Source organism: Chitinophaga parva, assembly GCF_003071345.1.
GTDB lineage: Bacteria > Bacteroidota > Bacteroidia > Chitinophagales > Chitinophagaceae > Chitinophaga > Chitinophaga parva.
Window position 1 is genome coordinate 1,488,966 of the sequence record NZ_QCYK01000002.1, and the last position, 19,200, is coordinate 1,508,165.

Sequence of the window (19,200 nt, forward strand, 5' to 3'; positions counted from 1 at the left end):
AAAACTTGTCAAACATGAAAAAGCTATATATCATCAATTTGCTGGCGTTGGTATTGTTTGCGTTCAGCGCTTGTAAAAAAGATGAAAAACTGAGCACCAACCTGGACGCCATTGACCAGAACAACCTGCCCAAAACGGCCCTGGACAAATGGCTGGATGCCAATTTCGTGGTGCCTTACAATATCGAGGTAAAGTACCGCTGGGACCCGTTTGAGCTGAACCTGTCCAAAGACATGGTGCCCCCGCTGGAAGACCAGGTGGAACCGGCCATGCAAACGGTAACGGACGTTTGGATAAGACCATATGAGAAAGTAGGCGGTGCAGATTTTATGAAGCTCAATGCACCCAAACAGTTTGTACTGGTGGGCAGCCCGGAGTTCAATGATGATGGCACCATTACCCTGGGTACTGCAGAAGGTGGGCGCAAGATCGTGCTGTACGTGATCAACTATTTTGACCATACCAATCCCGGTAATGTAAAGCAGATGATCCAGGTGATCCAGCACGAGTTTACCCACATCCTCAACCAGAAGGCCGCGGTGGACCCGGCTTTTGGCCTGGTAACCAAAGCGGATTACACGGCAAACTGGTACAACTTCAGCCTGTCTGAAGCGCGCTCCCTGGGCTTCATTACCCAGTACTCCCGTGACAACCCGGTGGAAGATTTTGCAGAAATGGTGGCCAACATGCTGATGATGGGCAGCTACGAGTATAACAACATTGTGAATGCACTGCCGGCAGATCCCCAGGCAAAGCTGCGCGCCAAGGAGCAGATCGTAGTGACCTATTTCAAGAGTGCCTGGAACATTGACTTCTATGAACTGCAACGCCAGGTGCAGGCCGCCGTGCAGGCTACGGCGCCGGTGATCCTGGGCAACTCGCTTGGACCCAACAGCCTGTATACGAAGTTTGCCGCGAGCCCCTCTACCGAAACGCCGCAATCAGCGGAATTCATGACGGCCTGGAATGCCGCCAAAGCAACGATGGCTTCCCACAACTTCCCGCTGGTGAAATATGATATGACCTTCACTTCCGATAGCAAGATGACCCTGCGCTATTACTTTACCAATGCCGCAGGTACCACCACTTACTATGGCGATACGGATTATGACATGGTATTCACCGACCGCGCGGCAGGCCTGGTAACGCTGGTGCCGGTGTCTCCGCAACCAAGTGGCACGGTGTATTCCAACATGCAGTTTATAAGCGCGTGGATGACAACCGTGGATGGCTACATCAAGAACACGCCTTTCCACCTGGACTGGGCGCCGGATGTAGTGCCAGGGTCGCAGGGCGCAAAAGGGGCTAAGGCTGCCTTCTATAAGGTAAGTGATCCCAATTCTTATTTGATTGGCGTTTTAAACTAAAACAACATGAAGAAACTGATCGTTTATATCGCTTTGCTGGCGGGTTTTATGACCGCCTGTAAAAAAGAGGAAACTGAACCGGCCACCGGACAGCGCCCCGAAGAGCGCACGGCGGCGGCTTTGAAAAAATACCAGGATGCGCTGACCGGCAATAAAGACGGGTGGATCGCATACCTGTACCCTGATGGAGGTGGCGGCTACTCCTTTTATATGACCTTCTCCGACAGTAACCGTGTGAATATGATAGCGGACCTTAGCTTTGATATGGCCGCTGATCCAATGGAAAGCAGTTACAAGGTAAGGCAGGCCATATCGCCCGCATTATTCTTTGATACGTACAACTACATGCATGTACTGGCCGACCCGGATGCCAACCAGAATGGCGGTGTGATGGGCTGGGGACTGTATTCTGATTTTGAATTCAGCATAGACACCCTCACTACCGATTCCATGACCATGCATGGTAACCTGAACGACAGCAAAATGCTGATGGTAAAAGCAACCGCGGCACAGGCGGCAGCATTCAAGGCTGGCGGGTTGAAATCCATCCTGATGGACATGGTGAACTATACCAGTGTCAACCAGAACCTGTACCTGGTATTGGATGGCACCACCAAGGTGGCCACTTCAATCAACTTTGCTACCAAGGCAGTCACTCTTACCTGGGTAGACGACAAAGGTGTTGTGAACTCCATTGCTACGCCCTTTGCCACCACGCTTACTGGCTTAACGCTGAAAGAGCCGCTGGTGTACAACGGTAAAAAGATCACGGAGCTGCTTTGGGATGCGGATAAACAGGAACTCTATGCCATGGTAGACGGACAGAAAGTGACCGTGCAGGTATCTGCTACGCCCATCCTGCCCCTGCACCTGCTCATTGGCATCAGCTACACGGATATCATTATTCCTTATGCTACTACCTACCCGGGCTGGGGATCTGACTTTGTGACCCGCAGGGCCGCAGCATCCACCTCCATGGCCAACGGCCCTTACGGTTTGCGCATGGACCGCCTCCAGGCCATGTTCAACGTGGATAATTCCAAGGTGACCTTTGAGCTGGACATTTACCAGGGCAGCAACAAGTTCATTGCAGACTTTAACTACAGCTACACGAAAACGGCGGATGGGGTGTATACCTTTACAGCAGCGGCCCTGAGCGGCAACGCTTCCCTGATCGGCAACGACATGGCCCCGCTCACCAAGCAGCGCCTGAACGTGGATCACTTCACACTGGATTATTACGTGGACCAGGGCACCGGGCAGGTGCTGGGCCAGTTCAAAGACGTGGAGAATCCCGACTTTACCTTTACGGGTACGCTGAACTAACCGGTAAAATAGCCCCAAATCTTCCATAACAGCCTGCCGCGCGGAATGCGTGGCAGGCTTTGTTTTGGGCGGATGTGCCGGCTGTGGCCATCAGATTAATAATAGCTTTGTACAATTTTTTAATATGACAAAGCAGGCGGTATTGCGTAACTTGCGGTCTTCAAAAGTTGGAACGGCCCCGTACAGTATGCTAAAAATTTAAAGGAAGAACGATGGACAAGCGTGTTATACCACTGGCTATTGGTGGGCTGGGAATTGGTACCACAGAGTTTACGATCATGGGGTTACTGCCGGATATTGCGCATTCCCTGAAGGTGGATATTCCCGAAGCAGGCCACCTGATCTCCGCTTATGCATTGGGGGTAGTGATCGGAGCGCCCCTGCTCATCCGGTATGCGGTGAGCAAGCCGCCCAAGAAAGTGTTACTGGGATTGATGATCCTGTTTTCTTTGTTCAACGGGTTATCGGCTGTTGTATCCAATTACGGCCTCATGATGGTGGCCCGCTTTTTATCCGGCCTGCCGCACGGCGCTTTCTTTGGCGTGGGCACGGTGGTAGCTTCCCGCCTGGCGGGCAAAGGAAGAGAGGCGTTGTATATTTCACTGATGTTTACCGGGCTTACCGTGGCAAACCTGGCCATGGTGCCGCTGGTCACTTTCATTGGGCATACGTATCACTGGCGTTTCTACTTTGCCATTGTAAGCCTGATAGGGCTGATCACCATCGTGTTCCTGGCCGTTTGGCTGCCGGATATGGAAGTGGAAGAGAGAACGCACGTGAAGAATGAACTGCATTTCCTTACCAGCGGGCAAACCTGGTATGTGTTGCTGATCACCGCCATTGGCTTTGGTGGCCTGTTTGCATGGTTTAGCTACATTACCCCGCTGATGACAGAAGTAGCGGGTGTACAACCCGCGCACATGGCCTACGTGATGGTGCTGGCCGGTGCCGGTATGGTAGTGGGTAATTTACTGGGTGGTATCCTGTCCGACCGCATTGGCGCGGCCCGTACCACGGTGATCCTGTTGTTCCTGATGATGTTTGCTTTACTGGGCGTGTTCTTCTTTGCACAATACACGATCGTGGCCATGGTGCTCACCTTCCTGTGCGGAGGCTTGTCCATGTCTGTTTCTGCACCCATCAACATCATGATGATGGAATCTGCACCGCAGGCAGAGATGATGGGCGCTGCGTTCATGCAGGCCGCCTTCAACGTGGCCAATGCCGCGGGCGCCTTCCTGGGGGGCATTCCGCTGGCCATGGGATATGCATATAATTATCCTTCCCTGATCGGTGTGGGCATGACGTTCATAGGCCTGCTGATCTGCACCGGGTACATACTGAAGTTTACCCGCCAGCGCAAAATGGCGCTATAACCACGCACAAAAAAATGTAAAGCTGCACAGATCCGGGGTCTATGCGGCTTTGCTGTGAAAATCCGGCGTAAAAACTATGCCAGGTGCGTTCCGTATTTACGGTACGCTCCGCTATGGTCCGGGACGTTTTATTTACGAATCCTTATTTTGCTTACATTCGGCCGTAAATCCTATTAGGGCTTCCGGGGCAGGGTAATCCAATGGAAAAATTGTTATGTGACTTGCACACGGAAACAAGCCCCTTCGCATTGCCAACAAGGCTATTATTTAATATTACTATGTAGATGTGGAACTCTATTTTTGTGCGCGTTGCTGCAGCCTGGAACAATACCATTAACCTGGGTATAGATCCATCTATGCCCTATATCGAGGCCAGGCGCACCAAGTTGTTGAATTTGGCCGCTGTTCCCGGTATCTTCCTGATGTTCGTTTACCTGGTCCTGAATCTTTTTAACCGGTACTATGGGCTGGCGATGCTCAACCTCCTGAACATCGTGTCCATGACGATCTTGCTGGTGCTGCACAGCCGCCGGATGCACCTCAGCGCCAGGCTGATAGTGATCAGTTTCAGTATCGTGGTTTACACCATATCCGGCCTGTATTTTCACAATGGGGCGGAATACTACCTGTTGCTGATATTGATCGTTGTGATGCTGATCTATGACAGGGGGTGGTTGTTGTTGTGCCTCGTGGGGCTTGCTGGTGGCTGTTTTGTGGCGGTACTGCTATTTCCCCAGCCGCCACTGCTTGGCCCGCCCGTAAGCCAATACCAGGTGTGGTCCAATATTGCGGTGGCCATCATCTGCATGATGTCATATCTTGGTTTCTTTAAACGCATCCAGGCGGATAACCTGAAATCAATAGAGTACCAGCGGCAGGCATTGCTGGCCATGAACAAGGATAAAGAAAAACTTTTTTCCATCTTGGCACATGACATCCGTAGCCCGCTGGCCACGCTGGAAGGACTGTTGACCATGTTCCATGAAGGGCTGGTGGACGACCGGTATATGACGGAAGCCACTGGCATACTCTCGGAAAAGATCACACAGTTCAACCGTACGCTGGATAACCTGCTGAGATGGAGTACCCGGAACCTGCAGGGCATCCAGACCACTCCGCAGGATTTTGGCGTCCTGTCCCTGGTCCAGGAAGTGCTGGACTTTTTTGATCTTGCCATCCACCAGAAAAAGGTGGTTGTCAAAAAAAGGATCTTGCAGGGGCATACCATCCGGGCAGATCGTGACCAGGTGGCGGTGATCTTCCGCAATGTTTTCAGCAATGCGCTAAAGTTTAGCAAAGAGGGTGGTGAAATAATTATTGCCACGGAGTTGGATGGGGATCGTGTTTCCATCCGGATCACTGACCAGGGCGCAGGGATGAGCAACCGGCAATTAAAATCACTGTTCACCTCCGCCCAGCAGCCCGAATATGGCACCGCCGGGGAGCGGGGATTTGGGCTGGGATTGCTGCTGAGCCATGAATTTGCGATGATGAATAACGGGGCTATCAGCGTGGAAAGCAACCCGGGCATGGGCACCACTTTTACGCTCGTTTTTCCGAAAGGGGAGCCCGTGCAGGAAGAGGAAGAGTTTTAAATTGCCCATCCTGCCGGTGGTGGCTGCAAAGTATTTACCGCGTTAGGGTGCCTTGCTTAATAGCGCTACATATCCGTCAGTTCCGTTCACCCGGATGCGTTGCCCGTCTCTGATCAGTTTTGTGGCGTTTTCTACGCCCACCACGGCCGGCAGGCCATATTCCCGGGCAATGACCGCACCGTGGGTCATGAGCCCTCCTACTTCCGTTACCAGGCCTTTGATGGATACAAACAGCGGCGTCCAGCTGGGATCTGTAAATGTTGTTACCAGGATATCGCCTGGCGCCAGGTCTGCCTGCTCCATGTTTACTATCACACGCGCCCTTCCTTCCACTATGCCGGAAGATACCGCAAGGCCTGCCATGGCACCGGCGGGCAGGTGCTCCCGCCTGTATGCGCCGGTGATGATCTCCCCATCCGAGGTCATGATCCTTGGAGGTGTCAGCTTCTCAAATTGTAGGACCTCATTTTTGCGTGTGGCGATCAGCGTGTTGTCTACACTGTGCGTGTCCAGGACATCCCGCAGCTCTTCCAGGGTGAGATAATAAATGTCTGTTGCTTCCTGCAATACCTGTAGCTGCACCAGTTGTTGTGCCTCCCGGAGCAAAGCCTGTTTGTAAATGAAGTAGCGCGCTACGTTGCCGTACTTGGGATATTCACGGTAGCCGGCCAGGTTGCGCAGCAGGCGGATCATGCGCGTTGTTTCCCTGGCTTTTTCCGCGCCATCCGGCAGTTGCAGCAGCCGCTCCCGCAATGATCTTTCCTTTTCCAGTGCTTCCTGCAGGCCCTGCTCAAATTTCTGCTGCGCGGCATGCGGTGCAAAGGTTTTGATATTGTTGAGGATAACCGGTACGAGTGTAACCGGTTTTTCCTGCCAGCGGGTTTTAGTGATGTCTATTTCCCCGGCGCAGCGCATGCCATATTTGTGCAGGAAATCACGAATGGCATCCAGGACTTGCTGCCCGCCGTTGAAATTGACCAGGCCACCGGGGAAATTTTCAGCGGTGGCTTGCTGCAGGAAGGCGATGATCTCCGGGTAAGGGCGTATTACGTCTGCTACGCCCATGAGGGCAAGGCCCATTTCCGCAGTGATGTTGTAGGGCGCGGATTGCACCAGGGTGTCTGCCGCATTCTTTTCTCCCAGCCATTCCTGCATCTTATCATTGATCCAGAAGGCGGCATTCATGCTGGTCATCACTACGCCAAAATTTTGCGGGTCCCACAGGATTTTACGCATGTGTGCAATGTCATCCAGGATGAAATCGATCAGCGCTGCACCGCTTTGTGTTTGAATGTCCTCTTGCAGCTTTTGTACAGATGCCTGGTTTTTCTGTATCAGTTCCTGCACCACGGATGGGTCATAATCGTTCAGGGTATGGAAGGCCGGGGCGCTACTGCCGGCGGGTGTTTCCGGGGGGCTGGGAAAATGATTGCGCTCCAGGAGGGTATGCAATGCATCTTTGAAAAGCGGGTCCGCCTTGCCCAGAACATCTACCAGCACGGTTCTTTTTTCAGGAATGGCCAGGTCTGGTGCAATGTCCACAAACAACCTGCCGCCTGCATTGTACATCGTGCGGCCGGCGGTGTGCTGGAAAACGGATAGCCCCAGTGGTTTCATGGCATCTGTCATCATCTGCTGGTGGCCCACGGAAACATAAACGTGGTATGCATTATCCGGCACGGCGGGTAGGGGGAACAAGGTGGTGATGGGCCGGCTTTGCACTATATAAAAAGCATTTCCCGCCAGGCACCATTCAATATCCTGTGGGCCGCCAAAATGTTGTTCAATGGCGTGGCCCAGTTCCGCCAGTTGCAAGGCCTGCAGGTCGGTAAGCACCTGACCGTTGCCAGTCTTTTTTTCGATAATGCTGCCTTCACTTACCTTGTAATGATCCGCGTTTACCATTCCGGCTACCAATGCTGCTCCTAGCCCTAATCCGGCATCAATGGACGATATTTTCCGGTGCCCGGTTACAGGATCCGCAGTAAAGAGCATGCCTGCCGCCTCCGCGGGTACCATTTGCTGGATCACCACGGACAGTTGCACCTTGCGGTGGTCAAACCCTTGCTGCATGCGGTAGATCACGGCGCGTTCCGTGTACAGGGATGCCATGCATTTACTAACATGCCGGAGGAGGGAGGCCAGGCCGGTAATGTCCAGGTAACTGTCTTGCTGGCCTGCAAAGGATGCATGGGGAAGGTCTTCTGCCGTGGCGCTGGAACGTACCGCAAAGGCCTGGTTTTCTTTGAACAAATGCAGTTGCTCCGCCATCGCTGTAACAAGTGTGGAAGGAAGGGGTGTGGCTGTAATGGCTGCACGGATGTTTGCGCTAATGTCGCGGATGGCATCCCGGTCTGTTATTTTCAACGTCTCCAATTGGGCCAGCAGGGTGTTGAATGCAAGGTTGTGTGTTGTTATTTCCCGGTATACCGCTGTTGTAATGCAAAAGCCTGCTGGTACAGATATGCCCGGCATGGCGCTCAAAGCGGCCAGGTTGGCGCCTTTACCACCAGTGAGGGCAGGGTTCTTTGCACCGGGTTCGTGGAAGCCAAGTATATAAGGATGCATATTATTCGTTGTTAAGGTGATGGGTGGTGTTTTCCATGATGGCAACGGCCTGGCGGAAATAGGCTTCCAGCACAGCCAGTTCCTTATCCGAGAAAGACGCAATGAGTTGCTCGGATTTACTGCGATAGGTTTTGTAAAGGGGCTTTAGCAGCGCCATGATCGCCTTGGTGTCCGGCGCAATGATCACCTTGCGGCGGTCGTCTGCTGCAGGGCGTCTCTTTACCAGTTTTTTCTTTTCAAAGCGGTCTACCAGGCCCGTTACAGCCCCGGTGGTGAGGCCGGTGAGGGCTGCCAGTTCGCCGGCTGTCATCGCGCCCTTCTGCAGGAAAAAGCCCAGGTATTTATGGTCTGTACCCGGCAGGCCTGCCCTGCGGGCCACGGTTTCATGCATTTGCAGGGCGGTATACGCATACTGCTGGCTCAGGCGCCGGATGGCGGTGACGTTATCGGTGTTGTCCATAAATATATCTTGACGGATAATTATCTTAGTGACAAAGATAAATACGGAAAAGTGGTTTGATTGGATTTTTTATTTGATCTTATCAAGATTGCAGGGTGAACAGGGGGAATGGGGATGGGTTACACAACAATGGTCCTGAAGGTGAGGTTTATCCGGGGAGTGGTTATTTTCCTGGTGGTGGGAAGACTGTGCAGCCAGCGGCTTTGGGTCTCGTTTTTCATGAGCAGCAGGCTGCCATGTTCCAGGAGGATGGCTACTTTTTCTTTTGTTTGCTTGTGTTTGAACAGGAAGTTTCTTTCGGCGCCCAAGCTTATGGAAGCAATGGCGCCATGTTGTTTTAAGTCGGGCTCATCATCGCTATGCCAGGAGGAGCCTTCTTCCCCGTTGTGGTAGAGGTTTAGCAGGCAGGTGTTGAAGGTCTCGCCGGTGGCTTGTTCCACCAGCGTTTTTAGTTCCAGCAGTGCGGCGGTCCAGGGGAGTGCTGTTTTGGTGGCGTTGGAATACGTGTACTGGTAAGGGTTACTGCCGTACCAGGCCACTTTTCTTTTGGTGACGATGATTTTTCCAAACATGCGCAGCTTATCCGGCTGCCAGTCAATGGTTTCCAGTAGTGTGTGGAATAAAGCGTGTGCCGGTGCGTGGGAGAGCACCCGGCCGTAGTAGTTTACGGTGCCGTCATAGGGGAGAAGGTTCTGATTTTTATCCGGTGTCTGATTGAATAGGTCCATGTATCAAATCTATATAAAAAAGAAGTGCCCCCAACACCGGTTGGAGGCACTTTGTAAACGACAGGTGACCACACTTTTATTTATTGCTGTTGATAAGCTCCATGGTGAAGCTCATCTCCGGGTCTTTGCCGGCCTGGAGATAGGCGGTGAACTTATTCATGGGCACTTCCAGGTCCGGCATGGCGCCATGGCCCTTGTCTTCCGCGGCATTAAAGAAATACAGCTCAGACATTGGTACGGATAACACGCTCTTGGTGGCAGGCAGCAGGTATCTCATAAACCATGCTGCGGTGGTAACCACCTCCCCGCTGCCGGTTTCGTGGCCAATGACCACGCCCCGCTTGTGTTGCTGCACCAGCGATGCAAAGTAGGTGGCCGCAGACACGGTGCCGCCGCCTGCAAGCACGTATATTTTCCCGTGAAAGGCATCTTTATCCGGTGGAAAATTTTCCAGCAAACCATCGCGCAAGCGGGCATTTCCCACGTACAAGCCGTTGCTGTCCTTATCAAAACGCTGGTAAAGGAAGTTCTTCTGGGTTTGCAGGTCATCATCAGACAGGCGCCTGCCGTTATCCGCCACTGCATATTCCGGGAAGGCAATGTCAATGGTGCGGGTGCGGTAGTTGTAGATATTGCGGAAAGGGCCCTCCGTCATGAAAGAATACAACAGTGCGGAAATAGCAGGGTTGCCACCACCATTACTGCGTATATCAATGATCACCTGTTTGTATTTCCGCCGGTTCACCTCCCGGAAAAATTCGCTGAACTGCTTGTAGGCGTCAGACTCATTGATGTTAAAGGTGTTTACCGTAAGCGTGCCCGTTTTCGTAGGGTCGTCATAGTTATCATAGATGGCGTAGGTGTGCTGCAGCAGGTTAATGGGCAATACTGCCATCCTGCCATCATGGAAAGCCTGTGTGGTACTGGCAGCAGGCAGGATTACCTTTTTGGTGTCCGTGGTGCCGGGGACAATATAGGTTACCGGGAAGGATGGCTGGTGGGGAGAAAGGAGGCTATACATCAGCTGGAAATTTGGGTACAGCCGGTCCATGCCGCTGGTGATGTAGCCATCACTGTATGCAGGGGCCGACAAATCCTGCAGGATGTCTTTTACCGCCAGGTTGTTGATGCTGGTGATTTCCGCACCAAAAGGAATGGCGCCGCCTTTCATATTCATAAAGATCTTCCCGCGCTCTATCACTACCGGATAAGGAAACAGGTTGATCATACCGTACAGTTCCTTCACATTTTCATTGCTGATCGTGAGGCTGGTATGCACGTCTTTCAGCAGGTACACCGGGGAGTATTGCAGGCAGGACACCACATCGGGTGCATTGCGCATCAGCACTGTCAGGGAATCCACCTTGCGCTGGAAACTTACAGAATCAATGAACTTATAGGGATTGGGATGTTGCTGTTGCAGGATGGTTGCCGCCAGGCGGAAGTCTGCAATGAAATCCTCTTTGGTCAGGTTTACCAGTTTTTTTTCCTGGGCCTGCGCCTGCATGCTGTAAAAGCACAGCAGCGCAGCCATCCCGGAAAATATCAATCGCTTCATATGGTTGGTTTTTGAATGTTAAGAAACGTCAGGACCCGATGAGTTCCAGGATGCCTTCATTGCGGATGATCATCATACCCTGCCGGTCTTCCGTAATGCCTTCCTGCAGGCGGTAGGTGTAGCGTGGGCGCGATCCTTCCATGACGGTGGGCAGGTAGGCAAACTGGATATTGCGGTTGCTGCGCAGGGCTTCGCCTACTTCAATGATATGGGTGGATACAATGAACAGGCAGTCCTGGTATTCCGCAAAAGCCGCCGTTACAGCCAGTGTGCCATCGTAGGCATCCTTCACGTTCGTGCCCTTGAATAGTTCGTCAAACATGAGCAGCAGGCGTTTGCCGCTGGCGGCAGCGGTGGCGGCTTCTTTTACGCGCACCACCTCTGCATAGAAATGGCTGTAGCCCAGTTGTATATTATCTGCCACGTTGATGGAGGAACAAATGCCTTCCCGCACGGAAAACACCATCGCTTCCGCTGCCACGGGAAAACCCATATGGGCCAGGTACATGCAGATGCCTACGGACTTCATCAGCGTGGATTTACCTGCCATATTAGCCCCGGTCAGGAATAATACGTTACTGCCTTCCTCCATGCGCAGATCATTGCCCACAGCGCTTTGCAGGCAGGGGTGGCGCAGTCCTTTCACGGAGAAGGTGTTCTTCCCTTTGGGCAGCGCCGTGGCATAATGGAAGTTCCTGGTCCTTGCCACCTCACTCACGGCGATGTACATATCCAGCTCGTAAATAAAGTCCAGCACCTGTTCCATGGCTGCATGCAGGCGCCCTTTCAACAGGTGGTCATAGGCAGCCAGCGTACTTACCGGTAATGATTTGTAGATGTCTACATTCATTAGTTTGTCTACCTCCCTGTCTGCCAGGATAGCCCGGATGGCGGCCACTTTCAGCGCATACTGTTCCGTAACAGGCGGCATTACCTGCAGGAGCACGTAGCAGTTTTTCAGTGTTACAATGGTAGCCTGCAGTCCCTGCACCTGCTTACGGTATCTTTCATCGCGGGTCAGGGAGGAAAGCCCTTTTTTAACCAGCGTATCCAGCATGGCAATGGCTGCATTGCCGGCGGCGCGGGTGTCCAGGTATTCCCGCATCAGCGTTAATTGCGATACATCAAAGGGGAAGGCAAGGTTTGCTTTTTGAAAGGCCTGGAACGTGGCGGCTCTTTCATTGATGGTTTCCGCATCTTCCAGTGGATGGCGGAAAATGCTGTCCAGCACCTGCTGCCCGCCGGCTGTTTTCACCTGGTTGAACAGGTGGTATACAGAGCCTGCGCGGTACTTACCCATGAGGTTCAGTTCCTCCGCGGTTTGTTTGTCTATATTAAAACTCATAACAGTGCTTTTATTGCTCCACGGCACGTTTGCGGCCATGCTGCAGGATGTCGAGGATGCCTTCATTGCGGATGATGATCATACCATGGCGGTCGTCAGTAATGCCACGTTCCAGGGTGTAGGTGTATTCCGGCGTATGCCCCTTCATGCGGGTGGGCAGGTAGCGGAACCCGATGCCGTCCTCCCTTTCCAGGTCATCACCCGCTTCCACGATATGGGAAGAGATCACGAAGAGGCTATCCAGCTTCCTGGCAAATGCCCTGGTAATGGCCACGGTGGCTTCGTGCGCGTCTTTTACATTAGTGCCGCGGAACAGTTCATCGAAGATCACCAGCAGGGATTTCCCGGCATGGAGCGCCGCCGCTATTTTTTTGACACGCAGTACTTCTGCATAGAAATGGCTGGCGCCCATGCCCAGGTTGTCCGGCAGGTTGATGGTGGTATAAATACCGTCCAGCACTACAAATTCCATCCGCCTTGCAGCCACCGGGAATCCCATATGTGCCAGGTATACGGCCGTGCTGAGCGCGCGCAGGAAAGTAGACTTGCCGGCCATGTTGGCGCCCGTAAGGAAGATCACGTGCTCCTGCGCGTTGAGGCGTACATCGTTACCCACGGCGGATTGCAGGCCGGGATGGTATACGCCTTCCAGCAGTAACAGGTCTCCGCCTTTCTCTACAGCTTTGGGAAATACAAACTGCCTGGCCGTGGCCACACCTGCTACGGAAATGTATACATCAAGGTAATAGACATGTTGCAGCAGCTTTTCAATGTTGCCACGTTCGCGGGTGCGGAACAGCAGGTCATAAGCGGTTACAGCGGCGTAGGATAGCTTGGCATTGCTTTTTTCCTGGTGCACCGGGTCAAAAGAAGGGTGCGTTACGATAGCGGCTATCTCCTGCCGCTCCCGGTCATAGGCCGCAATGCGCTGCACCGCATCTGTACTAATGAACGAGTATACCTGCTGTATCAGCCCTATTACCGCTGCCACGCCATTGTTGATGTCTTTTTCACTGAGGGCTGCATTGCGGGTGGCATTTTTCGTTTGCGCGTTTGCGTTAGCGAGGTATTTCTCTGCCATGTCAAACAGGGAAGCGCTGAAGGGGAACTGCACGCTGTGTTGTGCAAAATGTGCTATGAGGCTGCTCCGCCTGTTTATTTCGTCCCGGTTGCACAAAGGATGGCGGAACATCTCTGCCAGTATGCCTTCGCCGCCCCTGGTGCGGGTTTGGTTATAAAGATCGTAGATGCCTTTGCTGTCGCGCTTCCCAAAGATCCGCAGGTCTTCTATTGTCTGGTCATCTGTGTGCAAGATCATGTGTTCCTGTTTTAATTATTTTCTTTTTCTCCGGATGAGCAGTACGGTGCCCAGCAGCAATACACAGCCCGGGAGTACCCACACGTACACGATCCTGAGGATACCTGCGCCGGTAGAACCGATGTTCAGTACCAGGTCCCGTGCTTTAGGCTTAGGAATGTAGATGGGGAATTTTCCATAGTCCATCCAGGAGTAGAATGTGCGGCTCATAAATCCTCCACCCTGGCGCAGGTTACTGAGATAGTCTGCATCGGCGGTAACGACGATGCGCTGTTCTTTTCCCTGTATGTTGCGGCTCAGCCCAATGGCGGTGGTGTAGCGCGGCATTTTGGTATCACCTTCAGCCGGCGTAAATACCGGTGGCACGGAGTCTGTTACCAGTACGCCGGCCTTCAGCCACACCTTGTTGGTAGCGGTCTGCAACAATGGTTTTACAGTGTAAGGGCCGTCATTGCGCCATTCCAGCCCGGTAACGCCCGGCATGAGCAGGGGCAGGCTGTCGCTTCCTTCCCGGAATTGTTCCTTTAGCAGGTCCAGTATCGGTTCCTTGGAGAGGTCAGTGGCCTCGCGGGTAATGAAGGGTTTCACCATCTGCGGCATCTCATCTTTGGACAGCTCTATGAGGGTGCCATCCATCATGCGTACGCCCAGTTGCGCCAGCAATGGGTTTAGTATCTGCTGTTTGCCAGGCTCACCGAGAATGAACATGTTGCCGCCGTTATCGATGTAGCGTTGCAGTTTTTCCATAGTGGCAGGGCTCAGCGCTGTTTTAGGATCGGCCAGTACCAGGGTGGTGGTGCCGGCGGGGATGTCCTGTGTTTCCACGGCCAGCGTGTCAGCGTCAAACCCAATGTTGATCAGGGAATAGCGGTTGTCTTTGGAGAGGGAATGCATGTTGTATTCCCTTTCGCCTTTTTTATAAATATCCCTTTCTAGGTTACCGGTCAGGAATACTTCTTTGGGCATGGCCGGCTGCAGCAAGCGGTTAAAGGCTGCTGCCACCTGCTGCTCTTCCGGCCAGAAAATGGCGTCTTCAAAGGTGCGCAGGAAAGTGGTCTTGCCCTTGTATTTCAGCTGCATCACCAGGCGGTAGTTCTCCGGTGCCAGGTCTATCAGCTTACGCACTTCCGGTCCCGGCTTGAACAGGGTAGGGCGGATGTCATAGCCTTCGCACATTTTTTTTGCAATCTCCTGCTGGCTCTTACCACCCCAGGTGATGTACAAGGTGCTGTCATGATCGGGCACGTCGTAGTAGTAAACGTATTTGAAGTCGATGTCCGGTTTAAAGCGCAGGTAAGGTTCCCACAGGTTCCACAGGTAATCATTGCGGTTTTCCGGCAGCCCACGCGCTACGCCGCTGCCAAAGAGATTGCAATACAGCGTGATCTCCAGCGGTGCGCCCTTCATTTCTTTGATCACCGCCTGCGTGTTTTCATTGAGGGTGTTGCTGTTGGTAGCAGTGGTATCCCAATAGCCTATCCATCCGGGCAGGGAGCTGAAATACCCCAAAAACAGTACTGATACGGACACTACCACGTACCGCGTGGCTTTCAGGTACCAGGGCTTTGACTCCCGGCCACCTTTCAGTTTTATGAGGGTAAAGCTTACAAACAGGTATACGATGAGGATAAAGTAGATCACGTCTTTGGTGGTGATCAGCCCTTTCAGCATTTTAGTGGTGCGGCCGGAGAGCGAGAGGAAGTAAGTAAGGTCCCGGATAAGATCATATTTCTGCCACAGGCCACCAATGCGGCTCAGTATAAAAATGACAATAAAGCTGCCAATGGCGGACACGATCTGGTAGCTGGAAAGGCTGGACATGAACAGGCCAATGGCGGTATAAGCACATACCAGCAGATAAAATCCCAGCACCGCGGAAAGTAATAATCCATAATCCGCATGTTGTATATTGATCAGCCCCGTTACGATGAATACACCCACAATACCCACCAGCAGCAGGTTGTAGAGCATGATGGCCAGGTATTTGCCCAGTACGATCTCCCGCACCTTTACGGGTGATGAATACAGCAGTTTGATGGTGCCACTGTTGATCTCGCGGCTGATGAGCCCCATGGTGAGCAGGGGCACAAACAGGTAAAGGTTCTGCAGCACATTTGTGAAAATGCCGTCCTGTGGCAGGAAAATGGAGGCGGTCATGGGTATACCCAGGGTTTTAAACCCCGGTGTGTTCTCCCGCAGCACCTCCTGCCATTTGGCTACGGGGTACAGTGCAGAGGTGTAATACACCCCGCATTGCACCATAAAAGCAATTGTTAAAAACCAGGCTACCGGGGAAAAGAACAGGTTGCGCAGTTCCGTTCCCGCGATCTTGAATATCATCTTCATGTAGGAATATTATTGGAGGGATTGAGTAGATAGTTGCTTGAAAATGTCGTCCAGCAGGCCTTTGTCAAGGTTGATCTCCCGCAGCCTCCAGCCTTGTTGCACACTGGCGGTCACGATCCTTTCCGTAATGTCAGGGTCCCCGTCAAAGTAAATGCGCACCTGGCGGTCGCTCAGGAACTCCGCCCTGGTGGCGCCGGGGATCTGCATCAGCGCAGCTACAGAAGGCGGGTTTTCCATGGAAACCAGCACGCTGTGCGGCTGCACGTAGTTGTTAAAGGCGTCCATGGTATCTGAAAAAATAACCCTGCCGCCTTCTATCATGATCACTTCCCTGCATAAGAGATGCACTTCACTCAGGATATGTGACGACAGCAACACGGTGTGGTCCTGGCCTATTTCCCGTATCAGTTTACGGGCCTCGATCAGCTGGTTGGGATCCAGGCCGTTGGTGGGCTCATCCATCACCACCAGTCTTGGCTTGTGGATGATGGCCTGTGCAATGCCCACACGCTGGCGGTAACCACCGGAAAGGTTGCCGATGAGGCGCCCGCTGAAATGCCCGATGCCACAACGTTCCTTGGCTTCTTCCACGGCCTTTTTAATGGTACCTTTTTCCATCCTGCGCAGCTGTGCGCAAAAGGTCAGGTATTCATCCACGGTAAGATCCTGGTATACCGGTGGGTATTGCGGCAGGAAGCCGATCTCTTTTTTAGCTGTTTCCGGTGCGGTTCTCATATCAATGCCATTGATATACACCTGGCCTTCCGTCTGGTTCAGCACCCCACAGAGGATGTTCATGGTGGTGGACTTGCCTGCCCCGTTAGAGCCGAGCAATCCTACTACGCCGGTTTCCGTAATTTCCAGGTTAATGTCCCGTATAGCCCATGCACTGCTATACCGGTGTGATAGCCCCTCAAGTTTCAGTATTGCATTCATTGCGGTAATTGATGTTCTGTTTAATATTTTACAACCAGCACCTTTTGTTGCTGCAGGCCGGTGCCACCTGGTATGCCTGTCAGCGCCAGCGCCCGGTTCTGGTACAGCCAGGGATGCGGTAACGGGGACGGTGCGGGGTTGTGAATGCCGGTTGCCGTATACGTCAGGATCAGCGCATCCGAGGCTGCGTCCCGGAACTCAAACACATAATCATCATCGGAGGTATGTACAGGATAGGTAATAAAGCCTGTGAATGACCTGTAAGGCACGCTGGCAGCTTCCGGTGTGGTTTTCCCTTTCAGCACCACCTTCACCGGGTTGCTGCCCGGTGAAAGGTTAATGAACCGGATGCTCGTAGTACTATCGCCCAAGGGATGGTAGGGCAGGTGCTCTTCGGTGAACACCGTATCCGGGTGTGCCACAGTACCGGTGAGGTACAGCGAGTGGATGGAGCCCGCTGATAGCTGCAGGTCCAGCTTCAGCAATGGTACATCCTTCGCCGTGGTATCCGGGTAGTTGTAGATCCAGAGCGGTTGCTCACCGCTGAAACAACTGTAGTGGCGGGCCACCAGGTTGGAATCCCCGTATTGCAGGAAGAGCGTGCGGTAATAGTCGTACGGCACGGCGCCCCTGAAATTGGTGGCCACGTACTGGCTGCCCACAATAGCATTCATGATATTGAGCGCAGCAGCGTCCGTGGGCGGTGTGGTCTCTTTGCCGCATGCCGCCAGTACGGTTACTAACAGGCATGCATATACGCGATATAATTGCTTCATCTTAGTAGCCGGTGTTTTGCGTGAGGAAATGGTTTACGCTGATCTCCGAAGTGGGGATCGGGTACAATGCCTGGTAATCACCCAGCCACGGTTGTTTCAGTGGTGTGGCGGATAATACGGCGTTCATCCGGTTGGTGCGTTTCAGGTCCATCCAGCGGTGGCCCCACTCTGCAAATAGCTCCGTCCTTCTTTCCTTGGCCACTGCGGTCAGCAACTGGTCTTTGGTGAGGGCGGTGGATAAAGGGGGAAGGCCAGCCCGGTTGCGGATCAGGTCCAGGTCTGCCAGCGCGGTGGCAGTGCCACCGGGACCGCCATTGGCGGCGGCTTCCGCGCGGACCAGGTACATTTCTGCCAGGCGGAGCACCATGTAGTATTCTGTGGGAGCGGCGCCAGATTCGCCATTGGCAAGGCTGATCTTATATTTCAGCGGGTAGTAGGTAACCCCCGGCTTATTGGCAGTGCCCAATGAATTGTCTGTGCTGTCTGTCCACTTTTTAAAGCGTTGATCGCCCGGTTCAAATGCCGCCAGCAAGGAAGGGGTGAGGCAAAATGTAGCAATGCCGATCTTCAGCACATTGGGCCGCATGATGTAGCCTTCCGGGGTGGCGTTTTTGATGGTGAAATCCTGCAAGGCCTGTTGCAGTTGCCAGATGGCTTCCCGGCTGTTGGTCAGGAACACCTTGTCCGGGTCACTTTCCAGGGTATAATCCGTGGCATCATCGATCACCATGGTGGCGGTAGTGGCAGCATTGTTATAATCACCCAGGTAGAGGTATACCCTGGCCAGCAAGGCCAGTGCGGCGTATTTGTTAGGGCGGGTACGCTCCCCGTTGCCCGTGGGATAAGTGGCCGGCATAGTGGCTGCGGCGTCTTTCAGGTCCTGCACCATCTGCTGGTAAACCTGCGCCTGCGGGGCGCGGGGCAGTTTGGCGGTCTGGTTAAAATCCACCGACAAGGCCAATGGTACGTCGCCAAAGAAATTGACCAGGTAGAAATAACTGAATGCCCGCACAAACTTGGCTTCCCCCGTCAAAGCTTTGCGCACACTGTCTTTCAGCATAGACGATTTGGAAGCTGCAATGCCTTCGATCACGGAGTTGGCACCGTAAATAGCATCGTAGGCAGATTGCCATGCAGACCATGGCCGGCTGCTGTTGTTGATAGTGAGCTTGTTGGTATTTACACTATACCAGGATTGGTCTGCCGTGCCCTGGTAGTTATACAGTTCGTCTGACGACAGGCCACCCAGGAGGGTGGACAGGCCGGCGGAAAAACTGTTCAGCGCAATACTGCCAATGCCTGTCATGTCCGTACCATTTATCATCCGGCTGTAAACGCCTGCCATGGCGGCATTGGCCTGTTGCTCCGTGCTGAATACCTGCACGGTGGAAATGGTATTGATGGGTGGCGGTACGGTCACCAGTTTTTTACAGGCGCATACTAGGGTAAGCAGCAGGCAGCTGCAGGTAAGCATCATATTTTTAAAAGATCGCTGCATAGC

The 19,200-nt window shown here is 53.1% G+C and carries 14 protein-coding genes; 4 read left to right on the forward strand and 10 right to left on the reverse strand.

Features of this window, described 5'->3' with window-relative positions:
* Window positions 1-14: 14 nt before the first annotated feature.
* The 4 genes from DCC81_RS16365 to DCC81_RS16380 all read left to right on the forward strand — a co-directional run bounded on the left by DCC81_RS16365 (window position 15) and on the right by DCC81_RS16380 (window position 5,664).
* Entirely contained in the window at window positions 15-1,367 is a 1,353-nt protein-coding gene (locus DCC81_RS16365) for a zinc-binding metallopeptidase (protein WP_108687668.1), read from the forward strand.
* A 6-nt stretch (window positions 1,368-1,373) separates the two neighbouring features.
* A complete protein-coding gene (locus DCC81_RS16370) occupies window positions 1,374-2,693 on the forward strand; it encodes a DUF4302 domain-containing protein (RefSeq protein WP_108687669.1) in 1,320 nt (439 codons plus the stop codon).
* A gap of 212 nt (window positions 2,694-2,905) precedes the next feature.
* Window positions 2,906-4,069, forward strand: a complete 1,164-nt coding sequence (locus tag DCC81_RS16375; RefSeq protein ID WP_108687670.1) for an MFS transporter — start codon at window positions 2,906-2,908, stop codon at window positions 4,067-4,069.
* A gap of 284 nt (window positions 4,070-4,353) precedes the next feature.
* Window positions 4,354-5,664 (forward strand): sensor histidine kinase, encoded by a 1,311-nt coding sequence (locus DCC81_RS16380; protein ID WP_108687671.1) that lies wholly within the window; start codon window positions 4,354-4,356, stop codon window positions 5,662-5,664.
* 42 nt (window positions 5,665-5,706) lie between these two features.
* Here the strand turns inward: DCC81_RS16380 and ppsA are convergent, their stop codons facing one another.
* The 10 genes from ppsA to DCC81_RS16430 all read right to left on the reverse strand — a co-directional run bounded on the left by ppsA (window position 5,707) and on the right by DCC81_RS16430 (window position 19,197).
* Window positions 5,707-8,232, reverse strand: a complete 2,526-nt coding sequence (ppsA, locus tag DCC81_RS16385) for a phosphoenolpyruvate synthase (protein ID WP_108687672.1) — start codon at window positions 8,230-8,232, stop codon at window positions 5,707-5,709.
* A gap of 1 nt (window position 8,233) precedes the next feature.
* Window positions 8,234-8,692, reverse strand: a complete 459-nt coding sequence (locus DCC81_RS16390; RefSeq protein WP_108687673.1) for a MarR family winged helix-turn-helix transcriptional regulator — start codon at window positions 8,690-8,692, stop codon at window positions 8,234-8,236.
* 119 nt (window positions 8,693-8,811) lie between these two features.
* Complete coding sequence (locus DCC81_RS16395) at window positions 8,812-9,420, reverse strand: alpha-ketoglutarate-dependent dioxygenase AlkB family protein (RefSeq protein WP_108687674.1); 609 nt, start codon at window positions 9,418-9,420, stop codon at window positions 8,812-8,814.
* A gap of 76 nt (window positions 9,421-9,496) precedes the next feature.
* Window positions 9,497-10,978 (reverse strand): S41 family peptidase, encoded by a 1,482-nt coding sequence (locus DCC81_RS16400; protein ID WP_108687675.1) that lies wholly within the window; start codon window positions 10,976-10,978, stop codon window positions 9,497-9,499.
* Between the two features lie 28 nt (window positions 10,979-11,006).
* Entirely contained in the window at window positions 11,007-12,323 is a 1,317-nt protein-coding gene (locus DCC81_RS16405; protein ID WP_108688283.1) for a MutS-related protein, read from the reverse strand.
* Window positions 12,324-12,333: 10 nt separating this feature from the next.
* Window positions 12,334-13,641 carry a MutS-related protein gene (locus DCC81_RS16410; protein ID WP_108687676.1) on the reverse strand — a complete coding sequence of 436 codons (1,308 nt, stop codon included), beginning with the start codon at window positions 13,639-13,641 and terminating at the stop codon, window positions 12,334-12,336.
* Between the two features lie 15 nt (window positions 13,642-13,656).
* A complete protein-coding gene (locus DCC81_RS16415) occupies window positions 13,657-15,987 on the reverse strand; it encodes a Gldg family protein (protein WP_108687677.1) in 2,331 nt (776 codons plus the stop codon).
* A 9-nt stretch (window positions 15,988-15,996) separates the two neighbouring features.
* On the reverse strand, window positions 15,997-16,923 hold the full coding sequence (locus tag DCC81_RS16420; protein ID WP_108687678.1) for an ABC transporter ATP-binding protein: 927 nt from the start codon (window positions 16,921-16,923) through the stop codon (window positions 15,997-15,999).
* A gap of 20 nt (window positions 16,924-16,943) precedes the next feature.
* Window positions 16,944-17,699 (reverse strand): DUF4397 domain-containing protein, encoded by a 756-nt coding sequence (locus DCC81_RS16425; RefSeq protein ID WP_108687679.1) that lies wholly within the window; start codon window positions 17,697-17,699, stop codon window positions 16,944-16,946.
* 1 nt (window position 17,700) lies between these two features.
* Window positions 17,701-19,197: a RagB/SusD family nutrient uptake outer membrane protein gene (locus DCC81_RS16430; RefSeq protein ID WP_108687680.1), complete on the reverse strand. Its 1,497-nt coding sequence runs from the start codon at window positions 19,195-19,197 to the stop codon at window positions 17,701-17,703.
* Between the last annotated feature and the right edge of the window lie 3 nt (window positions 19,198-19,200).

Coding starts and splice junctions, on each gene's coding strand:
- DCC81_RS16380 (WP_108687671.1), top strand. CDS start 4,354: ATGTGGAACTCTATTTTTGTGCGCGTTGCTGCAGCCTGGAACAATACC.
- DCC81_RS16370 (WP_108687669.1), top strand. CDS start 1,374: ATGAAGAAACTGATCGTTTATATCGCTTTGCTGGCGGGTTTTATGACC.
- ppsA (WP_108687672.1), bottom strand. CDS start 8,232: ATGCATCCTTATATACTTGGCTTCCACGAACCCGGTGCAAAGAACCCT.
- DCC81_RS16415 (WP_108687677.1), bottom strand. CDS start 15,987: ATGAAGATGATATTCAAGATCGCGGGAACGGAACTGCGCAACCTGTTC.
- DCC81_RS16410 (WP_108687676.1), bottom strand. CDS start 13,641: ATGATCTTGCACACAGATGACCAGACAATAGAAGACCTGCGGATCTTT.
- DCC81_RS16375 (WP_108687670.1), top strand. CDS start 2,906: ATGGACAAGCGTGTTATACCACTGGCTATTGGTGGGCTGGGAATTGGT.
- DCC81_RS16420 (WP_108687678.1), bottom strand. CDS start 16,923: ATGAATGCAATACTGAAACTTGAGGGGCTATCACACCGGTATAGCAGT.
- DCC81_RS16425 (WP_108687679.1), bottom strand. CDS start 17,699: ATGAAGCAATTATATCGCGTATATGCATGCCTGTTAGTAACCGTACTG.
- DCC81_RS16390 (WP_108687673.1), bottom strand. CDS start 8,692: ATGGACAACACCGATAACGTCACCGCCATCCGGCGCCTGAGCCAGCAG.
- DCC81_RS16395 (WP_108687674.1), bottom strand. CDS start 9,420: ATGGACCTATTCAATCAGACACCGGATAAAAATCAGAACCTTCTCCCC.
- DCC81_RS16430 (WP_108687680.1), bottom strand. CDS start 19,197: ATGCAGCGATCTTTTAAAAATATGATGCTTACCTGCAGCTGCCTGCTG.
- DCC81_RS16400 (WP_108687675.1), bottom strand. CDS start 10,978: ATGAAGCGATTGATATTTTCCGGGATGGCTGCGCTGCTGTGCTTTTAC.
- DCC81_RS16365 (WP_108687668.1), top strand. CDS start 15: ATGAAAAAGCTATATATCATCAATTTGCTGGCGTTGGTATTGTTTGCG.
- DCC81_RS16405 (WP_108688283.1), bottom strand. CDS start 12,323: ATGAGTTTTAATATAGACAAACAAACCGCGGAGGAACTGAACCTCATG.